A 24,890-nucleotide genomic window follows, 5' to 3' on the forward strand; every position below is an offset into this window, starting at 1 on the left:
GATGCCTAGCCGTCTTAAACGGTCAGTTTGGGTTGCTGCCCTTGCAACTGCCTCAATTATGCTCCCAGCATATAATGCTGCGGCACAATCCGGCAGTGCGCTGTCCGGCAATACGGTTGCCCAGGCACCGGATGAGGAAATCGAACAGGTCGTCGTTCGTGGCGTCCAGCGTATCCATCCGTCTACCGTTGAATCCTATATGGCGATCAAGGCCGGTGATGGCTTTGACCGTGACAAGATCGACGAGAGCCTGAAATCACTCTTCGCCACCGGCCTGTTTGCCGATGTGGTCCTGCGCCGTTCCGGCAATGACCTCGTGGTCGAGGTCGTCGAGAACCCGATTATCAACCGCATAGCCTTCGAGGGTAATGATTCCCTTGAGGATGAAGAACTTGAGGTTGAGGTCGAACTTCGCCCACGCGTTGTCTTCACCCGCACCAAGGTTCAGAACGACGTTTCCCGTCTGCTCGAGCTGTATCGTCGCTCCGGTCGCTTCGCGGCAACCGTTGAGCCGAAAGTTATTCAGCTTGACCAGAACCGTGTTGATCTGGTGTTCGAGATCAATGAAGGCCCGATGACCCGGGTGACCCAGATCAACTTCATTGGCAATGACGTCTTCTCTGACAGCGATCTGCGTGGCGAGATTTCGACCAAGGAATCCGCCTGGTGGCGTTTCCTCGCCTCCGGTGACCAGTATGATCAGGACCGGGTCGAATATGACAAGGAACTGCTGCGTCGGTTCTATCTGCGCAATGGTTATGTCGATTTCAGCGTCATTTCCGCCGTTGCCGAACTGACGCCGGACCGTCAGGAATTCTTCATCACCTTCACCGTGGAAGAGGGCGAGCGTTACACAGTTGGCGATATCAACTTTGAAACCAATCTCGAAACCCTCGATATCGATGAACTCCGTCAGCAACTGACCTTCGAGACCGGTGACTGGTATGATGCCAGCGAGATCGACAACTCAATCGATCTGATGCTGAGCACGCTGCAGGACCAACAATTCGCCTTTGCCGATGTGCGTCCGCGCAGTGAGCGCAATGAAGAAGAGAATACGGTCAACCTGACCTTTGATGTGCAGGAAGGCTCCCGCGTATTTGTCGAGCGTATCGACATTAGCGGTAACGTCCGCACCATCGACGAGGTGATCCGTCGCGAACTGGAGCTGATTGAGGGCGATCCCTTCAATCGTACCCAGCTTGAGCGGTCCGAGCGTGCGCTGAACAACCTGAATTATTTTGAGACGGTAGAGGTGCAAACCCTGCAGGGCAGCGCGCCTGACCAGACCGTTATCGATGTGGATGTGGTTGAGCAATCCACCGGTGAGATTTCTCTCGGTGCCGGTTTCTCGTCCTTTGACGGTCCATTGGCCGACTTCTCGATCCGTGAGCGCAACTTCCTTGGCAAGGGGCAGGATGTGCGTCTTGCCGCGCAAATGTCCGGTCGCCGTCAGGAATTCGATCTGAGCTTCACCGAGCCATACTTCCTCGACCGTGACCTGTCGGCTGGTGTCGACCTGTTCCACATCACGACCGATTTTCAGGATGAATCATCCTTTGATGAGCGTCGTACCGGTTTCGGTTTCCGCTTCGGTTATGATCTGGGCCTCGATCTGCGCCAGAACCTGCGTTATCGCTTCGAGAGCAGTGAGATCACCGATGTTGATGCCAATGCCTCCCGCTTTATTCGGGATCAGGAAGGCGAGCGGGTGGTTTCCCTTGTCGGTCAGGATCTGGTCTATGACAAACGTAACAGCCGCCTGAACCCGTCTGACGGTTACATGCTGCGGTTGAGTACCGATATTGCCGGTCTTGGCGGCGATACCTATTTCGTCCGCGGTCGTGCCGGCGGTGCCTATTACTATCCGATTGCCAATCAGGTTGTGCTCAGCACCTCTGCCGAGGTCGGTGCCATCTATGCGCTGAGTGATGATGTCGGCATTCAGGACCGTTTCTTCATCGGCGGTGAGACCCTGCGCGGTTTTGCGACCTCCGGTATCGGTCCTCGCGACATTCTGACCGACGATGCGCTCGGCGGTAATCTGTTTGCCCGAGGCTCGCTTGAACTCTCGCTTCCGGTCGGTTTGCCGGATGAACTTGGCATTCTTGGTCACATCTTTACTGACGTCGGAACGCTCACAGAGATTGATGCGAGTGGCCCAGGTATTGTAGATGAAGCATCACCACGAGTTGCTGTGGGTGTCGGCGTTTCGTGGCAGTCGCCTTTCGGTCCGATCCGGATCGATGTAGCCTTGCCGGTTATGAAGGAAGACTATGACGATACCGAAGAGCTGCGTTTCAGCTTCGGTACCCGTTTCTAAGCCGATCCCCCATTCTACTGTGATCTGCCTTGTTAAGGGCGGGTCCGACACAGGATTACAGTTATGCGGCGTTACCAATCACGCGGTATCAATCATGCCGGTACAATCCAAACCCTGACGATTTCGCTCCTGACACTCGCCATGCTCTTGCTCGCCGTGCCGTCACAGGCTCTGGCGCAGGATGGTGACAGCGAGGCGCGCAAGCCTGCCGATGTCGACCTTGTCGTGCTGGTGGTTGATGTACCGGCCATTCTGGCAAAATCAAAAGCCGCCAAGGACATTCAGGCCCAGCTCGAAACCCGCCGCAAATCCTATCAGGAAGAAATTGCGGTCAAGGAAGAAGAGCTGAAAAACGCCCAGCTTGAGCTTGAGAAACAGCGCACGATCCTCTCCAACGAGGCATTCCAGGAAAAGCAGCAGGAGTTCCGCGAGCAGCTCGCCGAGGTGCAACGTGGCGTTCAGCAGCGCAAATCGGTTCTGGAGCAGGCATTCGGCCAATCCATGAATGAGCTGCGCAAGGCGGTTATTGCCGTGGTTGCCGAGATTTCACAGGAAGAGGGCGCCAACCTCGTCCTGTCCAACCAACAGGTGGTTCTGGTCGATACCGCACTTGATGTCACCGAGCGGGTGCTGACACTGCTCGACGAGAAGGTGCCGAGCGCTACCATCACCATGCCTGACATTCCCGAAGGCAAATAAGCCCCGGGTATAATAATAAAAGGGAACAGTCGGTTGCCGGATACACGTTTTCATAAACGCGCCGGACCTTTCACACTTGCAGAGGTCATGGCCATATGTGATGCGGCAGTTGCCGATACCTTTGAGGGTGCGCTTGATCAGCAATTCAGTGATGTAGCGCCCCTCGATCAGGCCGGTGAAGGGCAGATCAGCTTTCTCGATAACCGGAAATATGTCGGCCAGTTCCGCGAAACCAAAGCGGCGGCCTGCCTCGTGCATCCCGATTATGCCGATCAGGCACCGGAAGGGGTGATTGCCCTCATTTCGGAAAAGCCCTACCGCGCCTATGCGAAGCTGGCACAGGCCTTCTACCCTGAGGCGGAAGGCAGCCGCGTTGTCGCTGCGACCGCTGTTGTGGCCGACAGTGCCGAACTCGATCCGTCGGTCAGTGTCGGCGACTATGCGGTTATCGGTGCCGGGGTCAAAATCGGTGCAGATACAATCATCGCGCCCCATGCGGTGATTGAGGAGAATGTCCAGATCGGTAGCAACTGCCGGATCGGCAGCCACGCCAGCATCAGCCATGCCATCCTTGGCAACGAGGTCCGTATCTATCCCGGTGTGCGTATCGGACAGGACGGCTTCGGCTTCGATATGAGTGCCGAAGGGCACCTGAAAGTACCGCAACTCGGGCGGGTCGTGATCGAGGATGATGTCGAGGTTGGCGCGAATGCCACAATCGACCGTGGCGCTGGCCCGGATACGGTCATCGGACGTGGCAGCCGCATCGATAACCTCGTACAGATTGGTCACAACGTGAAGCTGGGGCCGGGCGTGGTTCTGGTCGCCCAGAGCGGCATTTCCGGCAGCACGGAGATGGGACCGTTTTCCGTTCTGGCAGCACAGGCCGGTGTCGCCGGGCACCTCAAGATTGGTGCCGGGGCACAGGTTGGTGCCAAGGCCGGGGTCATGCGTGATGTTCCAGCCGGTGAGCAGGTTATTGGCGCACCGGCAATGCCGATCAAACAGTTCTTTAGGCAGGTCGCAGCCTTGAAAAAACTGGCCGAAGGCCGGGGCGACCGTGGGTAGTAAGGTAGAGTAAGAGAAGAAGAATAATGACTGAAGATGCCACCAAAGCAGAGCCGCCCCTGGATGTGATGCAGGTCATGCAGCTGATCCCGCACCGGTTTCCGCTGCTCATGCTGGACCGGATTGTTGAGCTCGTTCCCGGGGAACGTGCTGTCGGTCTGAAGAATGTGACGATCAATGAGCATTTCTTTGTCGGCCACTTCCCGCAGCAGCCGGTCGTGCCGGGTGTCCTGCTGATCGAATGTATGGCCCAGACTGCTGCCGTGTTCGTGGTCCGCTCGCTCAGCAATGAATCTGCCGGCAAGGTGGTCTATCTGATGTCGGTCGATAATGCCCGTTTCCGTCGGCCGGTTGTGCCCGGCGATCAGGCCATGATCCATGTGGATCTGGTTCAGGCACGGCGCAATGTCTTCAAGTTCAAGGGCGAGATCAAGGTCGATGGCCAGCTCTGCGCACAGGCGGAATTTGCCGCCATGGTCATGGACAGTTAAGCATCAGGCGAATTTTTAAATGCCTCAAAACATTCACCCAACCGCGGTTATCGATCCCGCTGCCAGCATTGCAGATGACGTTACCATCGGTCCTTTTTGTGTTGTCGGACCGCATGTAACCCTCGGCAAAGGCGTGATCCTGCGCAGCCATGTGGTCATCGATGGCCGGACCAGCGTTGGTGCGGGAACCGAATTCCACCCCTTTGCCAGCATCGGCTCTCCGCCACAGGATTTGAAATTCAGCGGTGAACCATCGAGTGTCGAGATCGGTGAGAACAACCAGATCCGTGAATATGTCACGATCAATCCGGGTACCGAGGGCGGCGGCATGGTCACCCGTATCGGCAGCAACTGCCTGCTGATGATCGGTGCCCATGTGGCCCATGACTGTCAGGTCGGCAATCACGTCATTCTGGCAAATAATGTTGCCATTGCCGGTCACGTCATCGTCGGTGATCATGCCATTCTGGGCGGGATGAGTGCTGTACACCAGTTTGTCCGCATCGGTGCCCATGCCATGATCGGCGGGATGAGCGCGATTGAGAATGATGTCATTCCGTTTGGCCTCGCGGTCGGTGAGCGTGCAACCCTTGCCGGTCTGAACCTTGTTGGTCTCGACCGTCGCGGCTTCCCGCGGGATCAGGTGAATGAGCTGCGTCAGGCGTTCAAGATCATGTTCAGCGGCGAGGGCACCCTTGCCGACCGTCTTGCCACGGTCAGGCAAAGCCATGGCGAGAATGAGCTGGTGGCCACTGTTCTGGGCTTTATCGACGCTGAATCGTCCCGCGCACTCTGCCAGCCGAAACCCTCGGGGCGCTAGGCTATGGGCACGGCTGCCGTTGATACATCCCGTAAGCTCGGGGTGGTTGCAGGCGGCGGTGCCTTGCCCTCTCTGGTTATCAATGAAGCCAGAAAACAGGGGCGCGAGGTCTTTGTCCTCGCACTCGAACATTTCGTCGATCTCGATCTGATCCCGGACGGTGTCGATTATGACATCGTGCCGCTCGGTGCTGCTGCCAAACTGATTGGCAGCCTGCGCAAGGCCGGGGTGCAGGATGTGGTTATGGCCGGTCGTGTCAAACGACCGGGCCTGCGCGAACTTAAACCCGATTTCAAGGCTCTGGCGATCCTGACCAAGGCGAGCATCCGTGGTCTCGGCGATGACGGCCTGCTAAGCGCCGTGCGCAAGGAGATCGAGGCCGAGGGCTTCCGCCTGATCGGTGTGCCGGATGTGATGCCGGATATTCTGGCCGGGCAGGGACTGCTGGCCGGGGCACAGCCGGATGAACAGGCAATGCATGATATACGCCGCGGCGTTGCCGTGCTGAATGCCATCAGCCAGGTCGATGTGGGACAGGCGGTCACGGTACAGCAGGGTATTGTGCTGGCCATCGAGGCTGTCGAGGGCACCGATGCCATGATTGCCCGTGCCGGTGAGTTGCGTCGGGAAGGCATCGGCGGCGTTCTGGTCAAGCTGGTCAAGGAACAGCAGGACCGTTCACTTGATCTGCCCACCATAGGGCTGGAAACCGTTCAGAAGGTCGCTGAGGCCGGTCTGCGTGGTATTGCTGTCAGTGCCGGGTCTTGCCAGATCATTGATACTGACGCCGTCTACAGCGCTGTTAAACAGCATAACCTGTTCCTGATCGGGATTGACCCGGCCAGCATGGTTGCCCCATGAGCAGGAATCCGGGACAGCGCCCGATTATCTTTGTGGTTGCCGCCGAACCATCCGGCGATGCGCTCGGCGGGCCGATTATCAACTCGATTGAGGCCAAGGCACCGGGCCGGTTCCGGTTTGTCGGGGTTGGCGGCGAACAGATGATCGAGGCCGGGCTCGAAACCCTGTTTCCCATGTCGGATATCACCGCCTTTGGCCTGACCGAGGTGCTGCCGCGGATACCGCATATTCTCAAGCGACTGAAACAGGTGGCACAGGCGGCAGAAGCGATGAACCCGGTTCTGGTGCTGACGATTGACGGGCCTGACTTCAGCTTCCGGCTGGTCAAGAAGTTGACGGCGCTGTCATGCCCGAAGGTGCATGTGGTGGCCCCGACCGTTTGGGCATGGCGTCCCAAACGGGCGAAGAAGGTGGCGGGGCTGTATGATCATCTGTTGTGCCTGTTTCCGTTCGAGCCGCCCTATTTTGAGAAGGAAGGGCTGGCGACCAGCTTTATCGGGCATCCGCTGGTCAATGGTGCCGCCGCCAATGCCGAGCCGGGCGACTTCCCCGCGCAGCACGGCCTGACGCCCGAGGATACGGTCATCACTGTCCTGCCGGGCAGCCGCAACAGCGAGGTTGATCGCCTGCTGCCGGTGTTCCATGAGGCGCTGGTCAAGCTTAAGGAGCGGATCGGGCCGTTCAAAGTGCTGTTGCCCACCGTCTCCAGCGTCGGGGAGAAGGTAAAGCAACGGGTTGCGGGCTGGAGCATGCCTGTGATCGTGACCACGAGTGCGGCTGACAAATATGCCGCCATGGCCTCATCAACGGCGGCGCTGGCGGCATCGGGTACGGTCTCGCTCGAACTGGCTCTGACCAAATTGCCGGCGGTGCTCGCCTATCGCGGTCATCCGATTTCGGCAGAGATTTTCCGGCGCATGGCGGTAACCAAATATGTCGGTCTGCCCAATGTCATTCTCGACCGTGAGTTGATTACCGAATGCCTGCAGGAAAACTGCACGCCGGAACGGCTCGCCGATGAACTTTATGCGGTGATCGAGAATAAGGAACGGCGCGAGGCGATCATGGCTGGCTATGCCCAGATCGGTCATGACCTCGGCTTGGGGCATCTGACCCCGGCTGATCAGGCCGCCGATACCATCCTCGGCCTGATCGCATCAGAATCAGCCACGGCCTGATTTAGCTCAGCATCATGAAGACAGAGGTAATGATGATGGCGGTTAGTGCTGCCTTCAGCAGCCGTCGGACAATAACCCTGATCGGGGTCGGGTTGTCATTGATCGCACGACCTTTCAGGCCAATGCGCCATTTCCAGACAACCGGTGATTGCGGATAGTTGCGTTGGTGAGGCCGCGTGCCCCCGCGATGCCTGTTATGGGCATGGGGCGGGGACATCAGAATACGGGCCTGTACGGGTTTGCTTGTCATCGTAACTTGACGATATGGCGCGCTTAACCCCGTTTGTCGAGTGGTACGAACTCACGCTCGGCATAACCGGTGTAGAGCTGGCGAGGGCGACCGATACGCTGGCCCGGGTCCTCGATCATCTCTTTCCACTGGGCAACCCAGCCGACGGTACGGGCGACGGCGAACAGCACGGTGAACATGCTGACCGGAATGCCCATCGCCTTCAGGATAATGCCGGAATAGAAATCGACATTCGGATAGAGTTTCTTCTCGACGAAGTACTCGTCCTCAAGAGCGATGCGCTCCAGCTCCATGGCCAGTTCAAGCAGCGGCTCGTCGCGGATGCCGAGCTCGTCCAGAACCTCGTGACAGGACTGGCGCATGACCTTGGCGCGCGGATCGAAATTTTTGTAGACCCGGTGACCGAAGCCCATGAGGCGGAACGGATCGTCCTTGTCCTTGGCACGTTTGATAAATTCCGGAATCCGGTCCTTGCTGCCGATTTCCTGCAGCATCTTGAGCACGGCTTCGTTGGCGCCGCCATGTGCCGGACCCCAGAGCGAGGCGATACCGGCAGCGATAACCGCAAACGGATTGGCACCGGAAGAACCGGCGAGGCGCACCGTTGAGGTAGAAGCGTTCTGTTCGTGATCGGCGTGCAGGATCAGGATCTTGTTCATTGCGCGGGCGAGAACCGGATTGACCTTGTACTCCTCGGCCGGGACCGAGAACATCATGTTCAGGAAGTTTTCGGAGTAATCCAGATCATTGCGCGGATAGACGAATGGCTGACCCAGATTGTATTTGTAGGTCATGGCGGCCAGGGTCGGCATCTTGGCGATCAGGCGATGGGCGGAAATTTCCCGTTGCTTTGGATCACGGATATCGAGGCTGTCATGATAGAAGGCAGACAGGGCACCGACGACACCGCACATGACGGCCATCGGGTGCGCATCCCGGCGGAAGCCGCGGAAGAAGTAGTTCAGCTGCTCATGCACCATGGTGTGATAGGTGATGTTGTTCGTGAACTCTGCATTCTGCTGTTCGTTCGGCAGCTCGTTTTCGAGCAGCAGATAGCAGACTTCGAGGAATGATGCGTTTTCAGCCAGATCCTCGATCGGATAGCCGCCATGCAGCAGGACACCCTTGTCGCCGTCAATGAAGGTGATCTTGGATTCACAGGACGCAGTGGAGGTGAAGCCGGGATCAAAGGTGAACAGGTCAGTCTGGCCATACAGCTTGCGAATGTCGATGACGCTCGGTCCCAAGCTGCCATGAAGCATACCGAAATCGTAATCCTTGCCGCTGTTACCATCGGTAACGCGCGCGGTATCCTTGGCGACATCGCCGTTTGCATTGGCTGGTGCGCTCTGGCTCATTGTTAAAGTCCTTCCTCGAAAAGCTGCCCGGGATGGCTGTTATAGCCCCTGAATGGTTAAGCAGGGGTTGCCTTTGGGTCAGTTGGGTGTCGGCGGTTCAGGTGCCGATAAACAGAATATATTGCTGTGCACCATAATAGCCAATCGGCTTTGACGCCAGACATACTATATCGCCGCACCCCGGCTTATGCCGCAAATGCTGTAAAACCCCGGAAACTTCAGCCGATACGGGCCAGCGCATCATCGATACGGGCGAGGCATTCGTCTTTGCCGAGAATGGCCGCAAGTGCAAAAATAGACGGTGCCTGCATGGTGCCGCAGAGGCTGGCACGGAGCAGGGGGGCGACCTTGCCCATCTTGAGTTCCTTTTCTGCTGCCAGCGCCTTGATCGCCTCACTCAAACTGTCCTCGGTCAGCGGGTCGAGATCGCTCACCGTCTGCCGGATGGCAGCAAACAGATCGGCATTATCGGCGGTAACCATGTTGCCGGTTTTCTCATCCAGCGGGATCGGGCGTGTGGCGGTGAAATAACCAACGTTATCAGCAATTTCATTGATGGTGCTGTGACGTTCGATCAGCAAGGGCATGGCCTCTGCCAGCCATGTTTTCTGTATTTCAGTCGGGGTGGTGCCGAGTTCTGCCAGCCGGGCAATAACCAGATCGCTGATCCGGGTGGTATCGGATTGGGTCATGTAGTGACTGTTGACCGATTCCATCTTGGCCAGATCAAGGCGAGCCGGTCCACGCCCGACACCGTCGAGGTCAAACCACTCGATTGCCTGGTCAGTGGTGATGATCTCATCATCCCCATGAGCCCAGCCGAGACGGAGCAGATAGTTGCGCATGGCTTCAGGCAGGAAGCCCATACCGCGGTAATCCTGCAGGCCGAGGGCGCCGTGTCGCTTGGACAGCTTCTTGCCATCCGGGCCATGGATCAGTGGAATATGAGCAAAAACCGGCACATCCCAGCCCATGGCGTCATAAATCTGCTTCTGGCGGAAGGCATTGGTCAGGTGGTCATCGCCGCGGATCACATGGGTAATCGCCATGTCATGATCATCCACGACAACGGAAAGCATATAGGTCGGGGTGCCGTCAGAGCGCAGCAGGACCATGTCGTCCATCTGTGAATTGGCAATGGTAACAGTACCTTGAACGGCATCGTTGATCACAGTTTCGCCGACCTGTGGGGCTTTCAGGCGGATGACAGGCTTCTGCCCTGCTGGTGCTTCCGATGAATCGCGGTCACGCCAGCGTCCGTCATAGCGGACCTGTTCGCCCGCCGCCCGTTGCGCCTCGCGCATGGCGTCAAGCTCCTCAGCCGTGGCATAGCAGTAATAGGCCTTGCCTTCCGCCAGCATCTGATTGGCCACCTCGGCATGGCGGTCGCGCCGGGCGTACTGGAACACGGGCTCGCCATCGAAATCGAGGCCGAACCAGTCGAGGCCGTCGAGAATTGCCTGAATCGCCGCATCGGTCGAGCGTTCGCGGTCGGTATCCTCGATCCGCAACACGCATTTGCCGCCATGATGTTTGGCAAACAGCCAGTTGAACAGCGCGGTGCGGGCACCGCCAATATGCAGGAAACCGGTTGGGGAAGGAGCAAAGCGCGTAACAACAGACATGGCAGGCGTTTTCTAATATAACGGGATGGGGGACTGGCTGGGGTAGTGCCAGAAAATTCAACGATATGCCAGCGTTCTGGCAAACAGGCTGGTGGCATCGATACCACCGGGGTCGGCATTCATGCCACTTGATGAACCATTCGATCAACAGCTGCGGCAATCCCGCGCCGGACGGCTCGCGCGGTCGATACGCCGTGGCCTGTTGATCCGACGGGAGCAATGGCTGCACGACTGGTTTCTGCCCCGACCGGATCAATGGGCATCCCGCTGGTATGTCTGGACCCCGGCAGGGTTGATGACCGGTGTCTGCGTCTACTTCGCCCTGTTATTCGAGCCACCGGTCTGGAGCGGACCGTTGCTGGCATTCCTGTTGCTCGTGACGCTCCTGGCTGTCAGCGACCGGGTCTGGGCACGTCAGGGCATCAACAGTGCGCTTGTCGCCCTGCTGCTGGTTGCTGTCGGGTTTTCGGCGGCACAGATCCGTACCCGCATCGTGGCAGGGCCGGTACTGGCCGAGGAAACCCGACCCGTCACGGTGGCCGGCGAGATTACCCATGTGGAATATCAGGACAAGCGTATCCGTCTGACCCTTGCCGATGTGGCGATTATCAGTATGGAACCGGAGATAACACCAGGGCGGGTACGGGTCAGCATGTCGGCCAGTATGGCCGGTGAGGATGAGACGGTTCTGGTGCCGGGGCGGACGGTTTCCCTGCGCGCCATTCTGCGGCCACCGCCGGGGCCAGCGCTACCCGGCGGATACAATTTCGCCCGGCACCTGTTTTATGAGCAGATCGGTGCTGTGGGCTTCAGCATCGGCAAGCTGCAGGCCGTTGGTGAGTATCAGGGTTCGGGGTTCTGGTCCCATGTCGAGGCGGCGCGTCAGCGGATTGCACTGGCGGCACGCGCCACCTTGCCGGATGAGAGCGGTGCGGTCGCAACCGCGCTCCTGACCGGTCAGCGTGGCGGTATATCGGATGAGACCTACGACACCATCCGCCGGGCCGGCATTGCGCATCTGCTCGCCATATCCGGCCTGCATCTTGGGGTCATGTCAGGCTGGCTGTTTCTGATGTGTCGCCTGTTGCTGGCGGCAATGCCGGGTTTTGCCTTGCGCCATCCGATCAAGAAATACAGCGCTGCGATAGCCCTGCTGGGGACGGCAATCTATGTGCTGCTGGCCGGGGCGCCGGTGCCGACGATCCGGGCGTTTATCATGGTCAGCCTCGGGATCGGGGCGATCTGGCTCGACCGTGATCCGTTCAGCCTGCGGCTGGTAGGGGTGGCGGCCATTCTGTTGATTCTGTTCCGGCCCGAGGCGGTAACCGGACCCAGCTTCCAGATGTCATTTGCTGCCGTGACGGCGCTGATCGTCACCTATCAGTTCTTTAAGGCAAAGGGCTGGGTATGGCTGCAAAATCCGGGGCAAGGGGCGATGCCCAAGCTGGCGCGGTTTGTTCTGGGGCTATGTATCACCACCATTGTCGCCAGCCTCGCGACCGCGCCCTTTGCCATCTATCACTTCCAGCAGGTAGCCACCTTCGGTCTCGTCGGCAATCTGATCGGTGTGCCGCTGGCATCGCTATGGATTATCCCGACCGGTATGGTTAGCCTGTTGCTGATGCCGATGGGACTTGAGCACTGGCCGTTGCTGGCCATGGGCTATGGCATTGACCTGCTGTTGCAGGTCTCGGCGGATATTGCCGCCATGCCATACGCCAGTCTCGCGACACTGGCGGTCAAACCCGCTGTGGTCGGTGCGGTTGTGCTGCTGACATTGCTGGCGCTGGCCCGAATGCTGCCGGTCGGGTTGCTGTGTCTTGCCCTTGCCGGGATCACACTAACGGTCACACCGTGGCAGCCGGTGCCGCGATTGCTGGCCAGTGAGGATGGTGACCTGATCGGTATCACGGATATGGCGCAACACGGCCTCTATCTGTCCCAGACCCGGCGCAACAGCTTCATGGCCGGGCAATGGGGGCAGCATCTGGCCGATGCCGAAATCACCGACTGGAATACGGCAGAACAGACAAGCGACCTGATCCGCTGTGACGGTGATGGCTGCATTGTGCGCGAGGGCAATGAGCCGGTGATCGGTATCGCCAGAACCCATGGACTGATATTCGAGGATTGCGGCATGGCGGCAGTCATTCTCTTGCCCCATACCGGCAGCCATCGGTGCAAGGCGAGCCAAATGATCACCCGCAATGACCTGCGCGGCAGTCAGGGGCTGGCACTATATGACAAGGACGGGACGCTTGTGGTGCGCACGGTACGTGACCTGATCGGCAATCGCCCTTGGGCATCAGGGCAGCAAACGCGTTAGGTGACCTGCTGCAGGATCAGTACTGGCGCATGAGGCCGATGAGGCGACCCTGTACCTGCACCTGATCAGCGCTGAACAGCTGGGTTTCGTAATCCCGGTTGGCGGGCTCAAGGGCAATGGCGCTGCCGTTCTTGCGCAACCGCTTGAGGGTCACTTCCTCACCCTCGACGAGGGCAACCACAATGGTGCCGTTATGGGCACTGGTGCAGCGTTCGATCAGCACGGTATCGCCATCGAGAATACCGGCCTCGATCATGCTGTCACCGGCTACCTCGAGGGCATAGACCTCTTCGATATTGGCGTTGATCAGGGAGGCGGGGATGCTGACATGGTTGTCGACCTGCCGAATAGCCTCAATCGGCGTACCGGCGGCGATACGACCCATCATCGGCACATCAAAAGCAGTGCTGTCATCATTGGCCGGAGCCGGGGTGTTGAATACCGGGGCCTGGGACGCGGCGGATGAGGCAGATGCCGGGGCAGAGGCGGCAACCGTATTGGCGCTGCCATCGGGGCGCTTGATAACCTCAAGCGCACGGGCGCGATGGGGCAGGCGACGGATGAAGCCACGTTCCTCCAGCGCAGAGATCAGACGGTGAATACCGGATTTGGATTTGAGGCCCACCGCATCCTTCATTTCATCGAAGGAAGGCGGGATGCCATCGACATCGACGCGCGAGCAGATGAATTTCAGCAGCTCAGCCTGCTTCTTGGTCAACATGACATAACCTCTTATGACCTGATCCCGGATGAGGGCCGGATTTATGAATAGTCAGATCGGGTACAATTCACGAACAAATGCAAAACAATTTTGTTCTACATAAGTTCTTTTGATTTGTCCAGCAAGGATTGGAAAAATTTCCGCCGGGCTTATTTATCGTGGCAATTCACCGATCGCTTACTCTAGCGATTCGCTGATGCCGCGCCAAGGGATTCTGCGGTTTTTTAGTGGTCTAGAGCAGGTTGAAATCAGCGAAATCAAGGATTGTTACTTGCGCACCAATATCTTGCGCCGGGTCGTTGATTGGCCGGATTAACAACCCGTCGGCATGGGCAAGCGTACTCATGCGTGCACTGTCCTGACTTTCAAACACCTTGACGTGTATCTGACCATCTTTATCCCGCTCGAACATGGCCCGCATGTAATGTTCTCTCTGGCCATTGGCGGCAAGCGGTTTCAGCAATCGAGCCGGTCTGGTTGGCAGGGTTATGTCGGTCAGCGCGCGCAGCTTGCGGATCGCTGGCCAGGCAAAAAGCAGGGCGCAGACGATCGACGATACCGGGTTGCCCGGCAGGCCAATCACCGGCAGATCGCCAAGTCGGCCAAGCATCAGCGGTTTGCCGGGTCGCATGGCGATGCGCCAGAAGTCGAGCTTGCCATCCGCACCGGCGGCAAAACCGGCAAGGGCATCGCGCACAAGGTCATGGGTGCCGACACTGACACCGCCTGTGGTCAGCAGCAGATCGGCACCCAGTGCGGCCTTCAGCCCGGCGGCAAGCGCCTCGTGATTATCCGCGGCAATGCCCATATCCCGTACTTCACAACCCCAGCTTTCCAGCATGGCGGCCAGTGCCGGGCCGCTGCTGCCGACAATCTCACCGGGTTTCAGGGCACTGCCGGGTGTTTTGATCTCGTCACCGGTCGCAAGAATGGCAACGACCGGTTTCCGGCGGACATCCACCTGGGGCACGTTCATCGCCGCAAGCAGGCCAATATCCCGTGCAGTCAGTTGCTTGTCTGTAGCTAGCGGTGTCTCTCCCGCGCTGAAATCCTGGCCGGCGGCACGGATATTGGCACCGGCAGCAGGTATGATGTCGATGCGGATCATGTCATCGGCGATGACCGCCGTTTCTTCCTGCATGACCACTGTTGTCGCCCCAGCCGGGACCACGGCACCGGTCAGAATGCGGATCGCAGTACCGCGCGGCACGTCGCCGTCAAAAGGTGTTCCGGCCTGGCTGATCCCAACCAGCCGGAGTTCAGTACCGGCAACCGGTACGTCTTCGGCATGCATGGCATAGCCATCCATGGCTGAAACCGGGGCAGGCGGCTGGGTTACCCGTGCGGCTGGGCTTGTCGCCAGAACCCGGCCATGGGCCTTGGCGAGAGGTAAGGTCTCAATCCCGGGTATCGGCTGGATCAGGTCGAGTATGCGCTCGCGCGCTGCCTCAACGCTCAGGAACGATGCGCTGCTGTTCATGCCTCATCGGCCCGATAGGTGCCGGACTTGCCGCCATCCTTATAGGTCAGGCGAATATCATTTATCACCAGTGACTTGTCGGCTGATTTGACCATGTCATAGATGGTGAGACAGGCCAGCGATACCGCCGTCAGGGCCTCCATCTCCACCCCGGTCCGGGCGGTAATGGTGGCGGTTGCCGTTACCTGCAGGCCGGGCAAGGCATCATCCGGCACAATATCCAGATCCACATGCTGCAGCGGCAACGGGTGGCAGAGCGGGATCAGGTCGCCGGTGCGTTTGGCCGCCATGATGCCGGCAAGCCGGGCGGTATCGATAACATTGCCCTTGCTGATCTTCTGGTCGGTAATCAGCTTCAGGGTGTCGGCAGACATCCGGACAGAGCCCTTGGCAATGGCGGTGCGTTTGGTCACCTGTTTGTCGCTGACATCGACCATGCGAGCGGCACCATCGGCGCCGATATGGCTAAGCTTGTTGTCCTGTCCGCTCACGATGCGGCGGCCTGTAAGGTGGTTTCCGGCAGAAAGGCGCGGGTGGCTGCGGCAACATCCGCCTGTCGCATCAGGGACTCCCCGATCAGGAAGGCACCGGCACCATGCTCATGCATTCGGGCAAGCGTGCCACCATCGCCAAGGCCGCTTTCGCATACCAGCAACCGATCCTTCGGCACGGCAGGGGCCAGACGTATGGTTGTCTCCACATCGACGGACAAGGTCTTGAGATTACGGTTGTTTATACCGATCAGTGGCGTGTCGAGTGCCAGCGCACGGTCCAGTTCCTCACCGTCATGCACTTCGACCAGCACATCCATGTTGAGAGAGCGGGCAAGGCTCGCCATGGTTGCCGCTTCCGCATCGCTGAGCGCAGCCATAATCAGCAGAATGCAGTCGGCACCGAGGGTGCGGGATTGCACGATCTGATAGGGATCGACCATGAAGTCCTTGCGCAGCACCGGGCGATTGGAGGCAGCACGGGCAGCGACCAGATAGGCGTCGGCACCCTGAAAATACGGTTCATCGGTCAGGATCGACAGGCAGGTGGCACCGCCCTGTTCATAGGCCTGCGCCAATACCGGCGGGTCAAAATCCTCCCGGATCAGGCCCTTGCTCGGCGATGCTTTCTTGATTTCACAGATCAGGCCATAGCCGTCATTGGCTGCCGCATCCTGCAACTGACGGGCAAAGCCGCGTACCGGCGGTGCCTGATCGAGCCGTGCTTCAAGCGTGACCAGTGACACCTGTTCCTTGCAGGCGGCCACATGCTTGCGTTTGACGGCGCAGATTTCATCGAGAACAGTTGCCATGGGTCAGTTCGCCGTTGCCGTGATCAGGGCATCAAGTTTGGCCTTTGCCTCACCATTATCAAGTACTGTCTGGGCATAGCTGACCCCGGTCCTGAGGTCGGCAGCCCGATTGGCGACGATCAGCGCCGCCGCTGCGTTCAGTACCACAATATCGCGGTAAGCACCCTTGGCGCCATTCAGCAGTTCCTTGAGCGCGGCGGCATTGTGTTCCGGCGTGCCACCGCGTACCGCATTGGCGCTGGCTCTGGTCAGGCCTGCATCCTCAGGCGCCACGGTGAAGCGCTGCACCACACCGTTGCGGAGTTCGGCAACCTCGCTCGGTCCGGTGATGGTCAGCTCATCAAGGCCGTCGGAGCCATGGACGACCCAGGCGGATTCACTGCCGAGACGCCCGAGAACAGTGGCCATCGGCTCCAGCCAATCAGCATGGTAGACACCGAGCAGCTGGTGCTTGACCCCGGCCGGATTGGCGAGGGGGCCGAGCAGGTTGAAGATTGTGCGAACGCCCAACTCCTTGCGGGTGCCAACCACATGACGCATGGCGGCGTGATGCTTGGGTGCCATCAGGAAGCCGATGCCGTGCTCGGCGAGAACACGCTCGACGGCTTCCGGATCGACCATGACATTGACGCCCAGTGCCTCGAGCACATCGGCGGCACCGGATTTGGAGGAGGCGGCACGGTTGCCGTGCTTGGCCACCGGTACACCGCAGGCCGCAATGACAAAGGAAACCGCGGTCGAGATATTGAGCGTGCCCTGACCGTCACCGCCGGTGCCACAGGTATCGATCGCACCCATCGGGGCGGAGATGGTGGCGGCCTTCCGGCGCATGATCCGGGCGGCACCGGTAATCTCGTCGGTGGTTTCGCCGCGAACGCTCATGCCCATCAGGAACCCGCCGAGTTGGGCCGGGGTGGCGGCACCGGACATGATGATATCGAAGGCTTCCGTCGCCTCGACTTCGGAAAGTGATTTGCCGTCCCTGATCCGCGCCAGAAACGGGCGCAGTGAGGCATCGTCGTAAACGGTATCTGTCATTGAGCTTTCGGTGAACTTGTCAGTTGGACGTTGTATGACGCGCGGCTTCAGTGGCCAGCGTCTTGAAATTGGCGAACATCTGCCGACCATTCTCGGTGGCGATGCTTTCGGGGTGGAACTGGACGCCGAACAGCGGCAGCTCGGCATGTTGATAGCCCATGATCAGGTCGTCATCATTGCTCTGTGCGGTAATGCTCAGCGAATTGGGCGAGGTCGCGGCATCGACCACCAGTGAGTGATAACGGGTGGCGACAAAGGGATTGGGCAGCCCGGCAAACAGCCCGGTATTGTCGTGGCGGACCTTGCTGGTCTTGCCATGCATCGGGGTTTCGGCGCGCACGACCTTGCCGCCAAAGGCCTGACCGATTGCTTGATGGCCGAGGCAGACGCCGAGCAGGGGCTTTTTGGCCTTGGCGGCGGCATCGATTACATCAAGGCAGATACCGGCGCGGTCGGGATCGCAGGGACCGGGGGAGATGACAATCGCGGTCACATCCATGGCCATTGCCTCATCCACGGTAATGGCGTCATTGCGGTGTACCACCGACTCGATCCCCACATCGCCCATGACATGCACGAGGTTGTAGGTGAAGCTGTCGTAGTTATCGATAAGCAATACGCGCATGTTTTCCGACCATATCCTGCCGATGACAACCACCGGTCCTGCGCTTGGTATAGCACGGTAAGACCGCGGGCTATCAAGCCTTATCAAGGCATTATGCCCGGATTTCGGTTTTTCTGTTCTGGCAATGCCTGATGATATATCCGATATGCCGGATGCAACAGGCTGTGATAGGGTAAGCGCAAGGTATTTGAATGGCTTAGTATCGTTTCTTCGAGTCGTGACGAGTCGGGCTTGACCGACTCTGACGGGATTTTGCACGGTCGGTTGCAGCACTGACGGGCCGTTAACAGCCGTCAGCCACAATTTCAAGAGATCACGACAGGCCACAAAGGGACCGCTGATGGCTCGGCTTACCGGAACAACAACCCGCACCATTCTGCTCTCGGCCCTCTGTGGTGCGATTGCGCTCAGCCCCGCCGGATATGTCGCCGCCTTGCATGGTTTCAGTGATGGTATGCTACCGGGCAGCCCGGCAGTGGGTGCCTGGGCCCGGACCGAGTTGTCGGTAACGGTAGCCGCCACCAACCATGCCGGGGTTGCCCTGTCATCCGCGATTGGCGGTGCTATGCCAGTGGTGGCAAGCGCAGTGCCAGCCATGCCGCACAAGCACACACTAACCCGCGATGCCATACGGGAAGAGCAGGTGGCGGTGATTGCCGAAACGGTCGATCCGACCCCGGAACCTGAGCAAGTGGCGGTTGCTGTCACTGCACCGGCGCATAAGCCTGCCGTACCAGCCACGCCCGTTACCACCACTGCTGACAGACCGGCGGTGCAGGCAGATGGTGTGCGCCGCGTCTATGCCGGTCGCATTGACAATACGCATCTCCAGACCGCTGTCATGTCCGAGGATAAACCCGAGCCGGTTGCTGTTGTGGCAGCAAAGCCGGTTGTGCAGCAGGCCATGGTTGGTGAGGATATGATTGCCGCACCGGATCAAACGCCCCCATGGCTGCGCTATGCTGTTGCCAGTGCCGCGCCAAAGAACCAGCCGAAGATAGCCATCGTTATTGATGATCTGGGGTTGAGCAAGAGTCGGGCAACGCGGACCGCGGCATTGCCGGGGCCGTTGACCATGGCGTTTCTGCCTTATGCCGACAATCTGCCGGAGCAGGCCAGGGCGGCGAGTGCGGCGGGTCATGAGTTGCTGATCCATATGCCAATGGAGCCCTATGATGCGTCACAGGATCCGGGGCCGAAGGCAATGCGGGTCAGTCTGTCCGAAACCGAACTGCTGCGCCGCCTGCGCTCGGCCCTGTCGTCATTTGATGGCTATGTCGGTATCAATAACCATATGGGCAGCAGATTCACCAGTGATACCAAAGGGATGATGGTTGTACTTAAAGAGCTGCAACGGCGCGGGCTGATGTTCCTGGACAGCCAGACGTCCTCAAAAAGCGTCGGTGGTGATCTGGCGGAAAGCCTCGGTATGCCCACGGCCAAGCGCAGCGTATTTATCGATCACGACCGTGATCCGGCAGCGGTGCGCAGGAGTTTGGCCCAGCTTGAAACAACCGCCCGGCATTTCGGTGTAGCGGTCGGTATCGGCCACCCGCATCGGGTGACGCTTGAGGCACTGGCCGAATGGCTGCCATCCTTGAAACAGCGCGGTATTGCATTGGTGCCGATTTCAGCGGTCGCCAAAATGCGCATGGAAGCTCAGAATCAGCAGGTTGCTGCCGCTTCTGCCCGCTGATACCTGAAAGCTAGCTTCAGGAGGCGCCGGCGATCGAGAGCGCCTCATCGGCGGCACGGAACAGGGCTTTTGCCTTGTTGATCGTCTCTTCATGTTCCTTGGCAGGATCGCTGTCGGCAACGACACCGGCACCGGCCTGCACATACATGATGCCATCCTTCACAACGGCAGTACGCAGCGCGATGCAGTTATCCATGCTGCCATCGGCACCGAAATAGCCGACGCAACCGGCATAGATGCCGCGCTTGGCAACCTCGATCTCGTCGATGATTTCCATGGCCCGGACCTTCGGTGCACCGCTGACGGTGCCTGCCGGGAACCCGGCCATCAGGGCATCGAACGGATCATGATCGGCGCTAAGCTTGCCTTCGACATTCGAGACGATGTGCATGACATGGGAATAGCGCTCGATAACGAAGCGTTCAGTAACCTCAACGCTGCCGATTTCGGCAACCCGGCCCACATCGTTGCGACCGAGGTCGAGCAGCATCAGGTGTTCTGCAAGTTCCTTCGGATCGGCGAGCAGGTCTTCGGCCAGTGCCTGATCCTCTTTCGCAGTGGCACCGCGCGGGCGGGTGCCAGCCAGCGGACGGATCGTCACCTTGCCATCGCGTACCCGGACCAGAATTTCCGGGCTGGAGCCGACAATACTGAAACCGTCGAAATTGACGAAGAACAGGAAGGGTGAGGGGTTCAGTCGCCGCAAGGCCCGATAGAGCGCGAAGGGCGGCAACGGGAAGGGGCGCGAGAACCGCTGTGACGGTACGATCTGGAACGCATCACCGGCACGGATATATTCCTTCGCCGCCTCGACCGCGCCCATATAGTCTTCGGGCGTCATGTTGGACACCGGTTCGCCGGTCGGAATTTCTCCCTCGGGCAGTTGCGGCGTTACCGGCGTGCTGCGCCGCAGATTCTGCAGGGCAGTGGTCAGCCGTTCGGCACCGGCGGCATAGGCAGCTTCCGCATCCATACCATCGGTTGGGCGCACCGGTGTCGCGAATGTGATGGTGCGATCAATATTGTCAAAGACGGCAATCACGGTCGGGCGCATGAGCACTGCATCAGCGAGGCCCAGCTCATCCGGGTTGCCATTCGGTATTTTCTCGACCAGCCGGACCATGTCATAGCCGAGATAGCCGAACAGCCCGCCAGCAGTCATTGGCGGCAGGCTCGGCTCCGGATCGATCCGGCTTTCCGCCATCAGGGCGCGCAGGCTCTCGAGCGCAGGGCGGTCATCGGTCTCAAAGGTATTGCTGTCGAGCTGCGGGTTGCGATTGATTTCGGGCTTCAGGTCAACCGCGCGCCAGATCAGGTCCGGGCGCATGGCAATGATCGAATAGCGACCGATATTGGCACCGCCCTCGACACTCTCGAACAGGCAGCTGTATGCCTGTCCGTCAGCCAGCTTGAGATAGGCTGAAACCGGGGTTTCCAGATCGGCAATCAGCCGGGTCCACATCAGCCCGGCCTGGCGATCTTCGGTATAGCGTTTATTGAACGCCGAAAACTCAGGATAGATTTTCACGACTGAAATCCGTTTGGTGCGTGTTCAGGCCGGACGCTGCTGGTCCGTCCTGTTTTCAGCTATCACCGGGAGTATGGAACCCATTGACAACATTGTAGTTGATCCGCGCCGGATAGCGCTGATCGAGAAGCCGCTGATACTGGGACAGCAGATCAAAGGCAATGGTATTATCCAGCGCTCCCTTGACCTGCTCCTCCAGATTGTCGCTGATTTTTACCTGTCCGAGGCCGTCAAGGCGCAGGATATTCCAGGCATTGCCGATGCGCAGACGGTCGGCACTGCCTTCCTTGTCGAGCTCAAAGGCAGCGCGGCGCAGGGATGGCGGCAGATCGCCGTTGTCATCACCGCGGGTCATGTCCGTAACTGTTTTGACCTCGATCCGTGACGCTTCCAGCCCGGCCTTCGCGATGGCATCTTCCCAGCTTGCGCCTTCGGTGAGTGCCTCGTTGATTACCTTGGCGGCTTCGGCGGCGACTTTGCGCTGCTCCAGCATCAACCACATATCGACCAGTCGCTCATGGACCGCATCGATTGTTTCCGTGCTGGCTGGTGTCACGCCCTCAACCCGGACGGCGATATAACCACTGCCACCGGTCTCCAGCAGCGGGCTGACCTCACCCTGTTCAAGGTAGAACGCCTCATCGGCAACGAGCTTGTAGTCGAGACCATCCAACCGCGTGGCGCCATATGGCTGGGTGCCATCCTCGGCGAGGCCCTCAATGGTGTGCAGGGTCAGGCCATATTCCTCGGCAATCTCTTCGAGAGGGCGGCTGGCAATAAGCGCCTGATCGATATCGGCGCTGAAATCGAACAGCGCCTCGGTGGCGTTCCGGCGCTTCAGCTGGGCAACAATGCCGTCGCGTACTTCATCGAGCGGACGTGTGCCAGCTTCCTTGGTACCGGTCAGGCGTACAACGAAGATGCCGAGATCGGTCTGGATCGCGCCTGATACATCGCCGACATCCATGCTGAAGACCTGCTCCGCCAGTTCCGGCAGCAGTGCTGCCTCCTCGGTCCAATCAACCTCGAGTACCGGGGTATCGAGATCGGGCAGGGCCTTGCTTACGGTTTCCTGCAATGGCTCGTTGTCCGCACGGGCGGCGAGAATGGCGTCGGCCTGTTCCGGGGTATCAACCAGTACCTGCTCAAACCGGCGCTGGGCATCGACGCGGAATGCCTCGATCTGGCGATTGTATTCGGCCAATACCTGTTCATCGGTGACGGTTACCCGGTTTTCCACATCAGTGGGGCCAAAGCGCAGGACCGCAACCTTGCGCCGCTCGGGCAATTGGAAACTCTCGATACTGGTTTCATAGAGGTTCTGCAGCGCGGCCTCATCCGGCTCGCCGGTCACCGGCATGGTTTCCTCGGACAGGCTGATATAGGAGATGTTGCGGGCACGGCCTTCAAAATCACGCAGCAGATCAACCATCAGGTCAGGGGCAATCACACCGCTGATAATGGTCTGGCTCATCTGACCACGGCTCAGGTCAATCTTCTGCTGGGCGGCGTAGAGTTCGGGTGTGATGTTCGCCTGATTGAGGATGAACTCGAACCGGTTGCGGTCGAAATTGCCGTCATCATCCTGAAAGCCCTTGGTGTTACGGATGTTCTGCGCCACCGTTTCATCGGTCACCAGAACTTCAGCATCCTTGGCGGCCTGCTGCATCTGCCGCCGCAGGATCAGGCGGGCGAGGCTTTCCTCGAGCTTGCCCTGCTCAAGCGCATCCATGCGGTTGATGAAGGTGCCGGTGCGGCGCATTTCTTCCTGCAGCTCTAGGGAGAACTCCTGATCCAGCTCGGTTGCCGTCACTTTGTAGTCGCCAACGAGGGCGGCATTCTGCTGGCCGATACTGGTCATGCCGGGCACGCCGAAGCTCAACAGACTGAGTGACATCAACCCGAACAATACGGCCATAAAAACTTTACCGATGGTGGATCGGGCTACTTTCATCATCAGAAGGGTTGCTTTCGTCAGGGTGCGTTGTTGCAGGGTATCGGGTACGTCCGAACAGCGGCAAAAGCCGAAAACTTGCTGGACCCCCCAGGTTGCGCAGGATAATAGGAGCGCAACCTTGGCCTGACAATGGCTGATGACTTGGATTTCGCACTTATTTGCTATTGGTTTTCCAATTGGGCAAATTCACCCCGAAAAACACGGATCGAGGACAAAATGCTGATCGTTGGTAACTGGAAAATGAATGGCTCCCGTCAGATGGCTGTCGGCCTTATCGAGGGAATCAGAACGGGCCTGACCGCCGGAACCAGAGCCAGCGTCGTGGTCTGCCCGCCGTCGGTTTACCTCAGTGAAGCGACCGAGTGGATCAGCGGTTCACGCATCGGCCTCGGCGCGCAGACCTGCCACGGGGCTGAATCGGGTGCCTATACCGGTGATGTTGCCGCCGCCATGCTGGCCGAGATCGGCGTACAATATGTCATCGTCGGCCATTCGGAGCGCCGCCAGCATCATGGTGAGACCGATAACGTGGTCTGTGATCAGGCCGCTGCCGCAATCGCTGCCGGTCTGGTGCCGATCATCTGTGTCGGGGAGACCGAGGCAGAGCGCGATGCCGGTGATGCCGGCAATGTGGTGGCGATCCAGATCGAACGTTCGGTACCGGCAACCGCCAGCGTCGACAAGGTGGTGATTGCCTATGAACCGATCTGGGCCATCGGTACCGGTCGCACACCATCAACCGATGATATTGCAGCCATGCACGGAATGATGAGCCAGGTTGCCGCGTCGGCGGTCAATGATACCCAGTCACCGCCCTTGCTCTATGGCGGGTCGGTGAAACCGGGCAATGCGGCAGAAATCCTTGCTATTGAGCATGTGGATGGCGCACTCGTCGGCGGTGCCAGTCTGAATGCGGAAGACTTTCTCGGTATCATCAATGCGGCCTGAAAACCGGGCCCGACATATATACCGGAAACGCATATTGACAACTTACCCTGATAAAGGGTGAAAACAGCACTGGCGTCACGTGCAAGAATCACTATGTTGGCGTCAACATTAACGAAAACATCATGAGCCGTTAGCCCGCTCGCCCAGGTGCGAATATGGAAATCATTGTTCTTGTCATACATTTGCTGATCGCCGTTGCTCTTATCGGCATGATCCTGCTGCAACGCTCGGAAGGCGGTGGCCTCGGCATCGGTGGCGGCAGTTCCGCCGGTGGTGGTCTCGGCGGTATGATGAGTGCGCGCGGTACGGCCAACCTGCTGACCCGCACCACGGCCATTCTGGCGGCCGGTTTCATGTGCACCAGCCTGTTGCTCGCGATCTTTGCCAGCAACCATACCGACACCAATTTCCTCGACCAGATCGAAGGCGCGGAAGTTTTCAACGACATTCGGACAGATCAGGGGGCTGAGGAAGGCAGCGAAGCACCCGAAGCGGCAGCACCGCAGGAACCAGCCGAACCACAGGTTCCAATCGCCGAGTAATCCTGACGACCGGACAGCAGTTACCTCAATACCAACCCAGACACAGGGACAGA

General features: G+C 59.0%; 22 protein-coding genes. 11 read left to right on the forward strand and 11 right to left on the reverse strand.

Annotated features, from left to right (window positions below):
• Position 1 precedes the first annotated feature (1 nt).
• From CBB62_08490 to CBB62_08520, 7 genes are all read left to right on the forward strand, one after another.
• A complete protein-coding gene (locus CBB62_08490; protein OUT42716.1) occupies positions 2-2,323 on the forward strand; it encodes an outer membrane protein assembly factor BamA in 2,322 nt (773 codons plus the stop codon).
• A 63-nt stretch (positions 2,324-2,386) separates the two neighbouring features.
• Positions 2,387-3,022 (forward strand): hypothetical protein, encoded by a 636-nt coding sequence (locus CBB62_08495; GenBank protein OUT42304.1) that lies wholly within the window; start codon positions 2,387-2,389, stop codon positions 3,020-3,022.
• 33 nt (positions 3,023-3,055) lie between these two features.
• Positions 3,056-4,090: a UDP-3-O-(3-hydroxymyristoyl)glucosamine N-acyltransferase gene (locus tag CBB62_08500; protein ID OUT42305.1), complete on the forward strand. Its 1,035-nt coding sequence runs from the start codon at positions 3,056-3,058 to the stop codon at positions 4,088-4,090.
• Positions 4,091-4,116: 26 nt separating this feature from the next.
• Positions 4,117-4,581, forward strand: a complete 465-nt coding sequence (locus CBB62_08505) for a 3-hydroxyacyl-[acyl-carrier-protein] dehydratase FabZ (GenBank protein OUT42306.1) — start codon at positions 4,117-4,119, stop codon at positions 4,579-4,581.
• Positions 4,582-4,600: 19 nt separating this feature from the next.
• Entirely contained in the window at positions 4,601-5,401 is an 801-nt protein-coding gene (locus CBB62_08510) for an acyl-[acyl-carrier-protein]--UDP-N-acetylglucosamine O-acyltransferase (GenBank protein ID OUT42307.1), read from the forward strand.
• A gap of 3 nt (positions 5,402-5,404) precedes the next feature.
• A complete protein-coding gene (locus CBB62_08515) occupies positions 5,405-6,262 on the forward strand; it encodes a hypothetical protein (protein OUT42308.1) in 858 nt (285 codons plus the stop codon).
• Positions 6,259-7,440: a lipid-A-disaccharide synthase gene (locus CBB62_08520; protein OUT42309.1), complete on the forward strand. Its 1,182-nt coding sequence runs from the start codon at positions 6,259-6,261 to the stop codon at positions 7,438-7,440. The genes CBB62_08515 and CBB62_08520 overlap by 4 nt, the downstream gene beginning before the upstream one ends.
• Before the next feature lies 1 nt (position 7,441).
• Here CBB62_08520 and CBB62_08525 read toward each other — a convergent pair whose 3' ends face one another.
• The 3 genes from CBB62_08525 to CBB62_08535 all read right to left on the reverse strand — a co-directional run bounded on the left by CBB62_08525 (position 7,442) and on the right by CBB62_08535 (position 10,673).
• A complete protein-coding gene (locus CBB62_08525; GenBank protein OUT42310.1) occupies positions 7,442-7,690 on the reverse strand; it encodes a hypothetical protein in 249 nt (82 codons plus the stop codon).
• Between the two features lie 23 nt (positions 7,691-7,713).
• Entirely contained in the window at positions 7,714-9,048 is a 1,335-nt protein-coding gene (locus CBB62_08530) for a citrate (Si)-synthase (protein OUT42311.1), read from the reverse strand.
• Positions 9,049-9,266: 218 nt separating this feature from the next.
• On the reverse strand, positions 9,267-10,673 hold the full coding sequence (locus CBB62_08535; GenBank protein ID OUT42312.1) for a glutamate--tRNA ligase: 1,407 nt from the start codon (positions 10,671-10,673) through the stop codon (positions 9,267-9,269).
• 121 nt (positions 10,674-10,794) lie between these two features.
• On the opposite strand from CBB62_08535, the gene CBB62_08540 reads away from it, so the two are divergent.
• Entirely contained in the window at positions 10,795-12,999 is a 2,205-nt protein-coding gene (locus tag CBB62_08540) for a hypothetical protein (GenBank protein OUT42313.1), read from the forward strand.
• A 16-nt stretch (positions 13,000-13,015) separates the two neighbouring features.
• Here the strand turns inward: CBB62_08540 and CBB62_08545 are convergent, their stop codons facing one another.
• The 6 genes from CBB62_08545 to CBB62_08570 form a co-directional block, all read right to left on the reverse strand.
• Positions 13,016-13,720 (reverse strand): repressor LexA, encoded by a 705-nt coding sequence (locus CBB62_08545; GenBank protein OUT42314.1) that lies wholly within the window; start codon positions 13,718-13,720, stop codon positions 13,016-13,018.
• 232 nt (positions 13,721-13,952) lie between these two features.
• Complete coding sequence (locus CBB62_08550) at positions 13,953-15,200, reverse strand: hypothetical protein (GenBank protein ID OUT42315.1); 1,248 nt, start codon at positions 15,198-15,200, stop codon at positions 13,953-13,955.
• Entirely contained in the window at positions 15,197-15,691 is a 495-nt protein-coding gene (locus CBB62_08555; GenBank protein OUT42316.1) for a cyclic pyranopterin monophosphate synthase MoaC, read from the reverse strand. Before CBB62_08555 ends, CBB62_08550 begins: the two co-directional genes overlap by 4 nt.
• Positions 15,688-16,503 carry an indole-3-glycerol phosphate synthase gene (locus CBB62_08560; protein OUT42317.1) on the reverse strand — a complete coding sequence of 272 codons (816 nt, stop codon included), beginning with the start codon at positions 16,501-16,503 and terminating at the stop codon, positions 15,688-15,690. The genes CBB62_08555 and CBB62_08560 overlap by 4 nt, the downstream gene beginning before the upstream one ends.
• Positions 16,504-16,506: 3 nt before the next feature.
• Entirely contained in the window at positions 16,507-17,541 is a 1,035-nt protein-coding gene (locus CBB62_08565; GenBank protein OUT42318.1) for an anthranilate phosphoribosyltransferase, read from the reverse strand.
• Positions 17,542-17,560: 19 nt separating this feature from the next.
• Positions 17,561-18,166, reverse strand: a complete 606-nt coding sequence (locus CBB62_08570) for an aminodeoxychorismate/anthranilate synthase component II (GenBank protein OUT42319.1) — start codon at positions 18,164-18,166, stop codon at positions 17,561-17,563.
• 340 nt (positions 18,167-18,506) lie between these two features.
• Between CBB62_08570 and CBB62_08575 the strand changes: the two genes are divergently transcribed.
• A complete protein-coding gene (locus CBB62_08575; GenBank protein OUT42320.1) occupies positions 18,507-19,862 on the forward strand; it encodes a hypothetical protein in 1,356 nt (451 codons plus the stop codon).
• A 16-nt stretch (positions 19,863-19,878) separates the two neighbouring features.
• Here the strand turns inward: CBB62_08575 and CBB62_08580 are convergent, their stop codons facing one another.
• Both CBB62_08580 and CBB62_08585 read right to left on the reverse strand, forming a co-directional pair.
• On the reverse strand, positions 19,879-21,390 hold the full coding sequence (locus CBB62_08580; protein ID OUT42321.1) for an anthranilate synthase component I: 1,512 nt from the start codon (positions 21,388-21,390) through the stop codon (positions 19,879-19,881).
• A gap of 55 nt (positions 21,391-21,445) precedes the next feature.
• Positions 21,446-23,347: a hypothetical protein gene (locus tag CBB62_08585; GenBank protein ID OUT42322.1), complete on the reverse strand. Its 1,902-nt coding sequence runs from the start codon at positions 23,345-23,347 to the stop codon at positions 21,446-21,448.
• Positions 23,348-23,476: 129 nt separating this feature from the next.
• On the opposite strand from CBB62_08585, the gene CBB62_08590 reads away from it, so the two are divergent.
• Entirely contained in the window at positions 23,477-24,295 is an 819-nt protein-coding gene (locus tag CBB62_08590; protein OUT42323.1) for a triose-phosphate isomerase, read from the forward strand.
• Positions 24,296-24,450: 155 nt separating this feature from the next.
• A complete protein-coding gene (locus CBB62_08595; GenBank protein ID OUT42324.1) occupies positions 24,451-24,837 on the forward strand; it encodes a preprotein translocase subunit SecG in 387 nt (128 codons plus the stop codon).
• Positions 24,838-24,890: the final 53 nt, after the last annotated feature.

The organism is Micavibrio sp. TMED2 (assembly GCA_002168225.1).
Classification (GTDB): Bacteria; Pseudomonadota; Alphaproteobacteria; order TMED2; family TMED2; genus TMED2.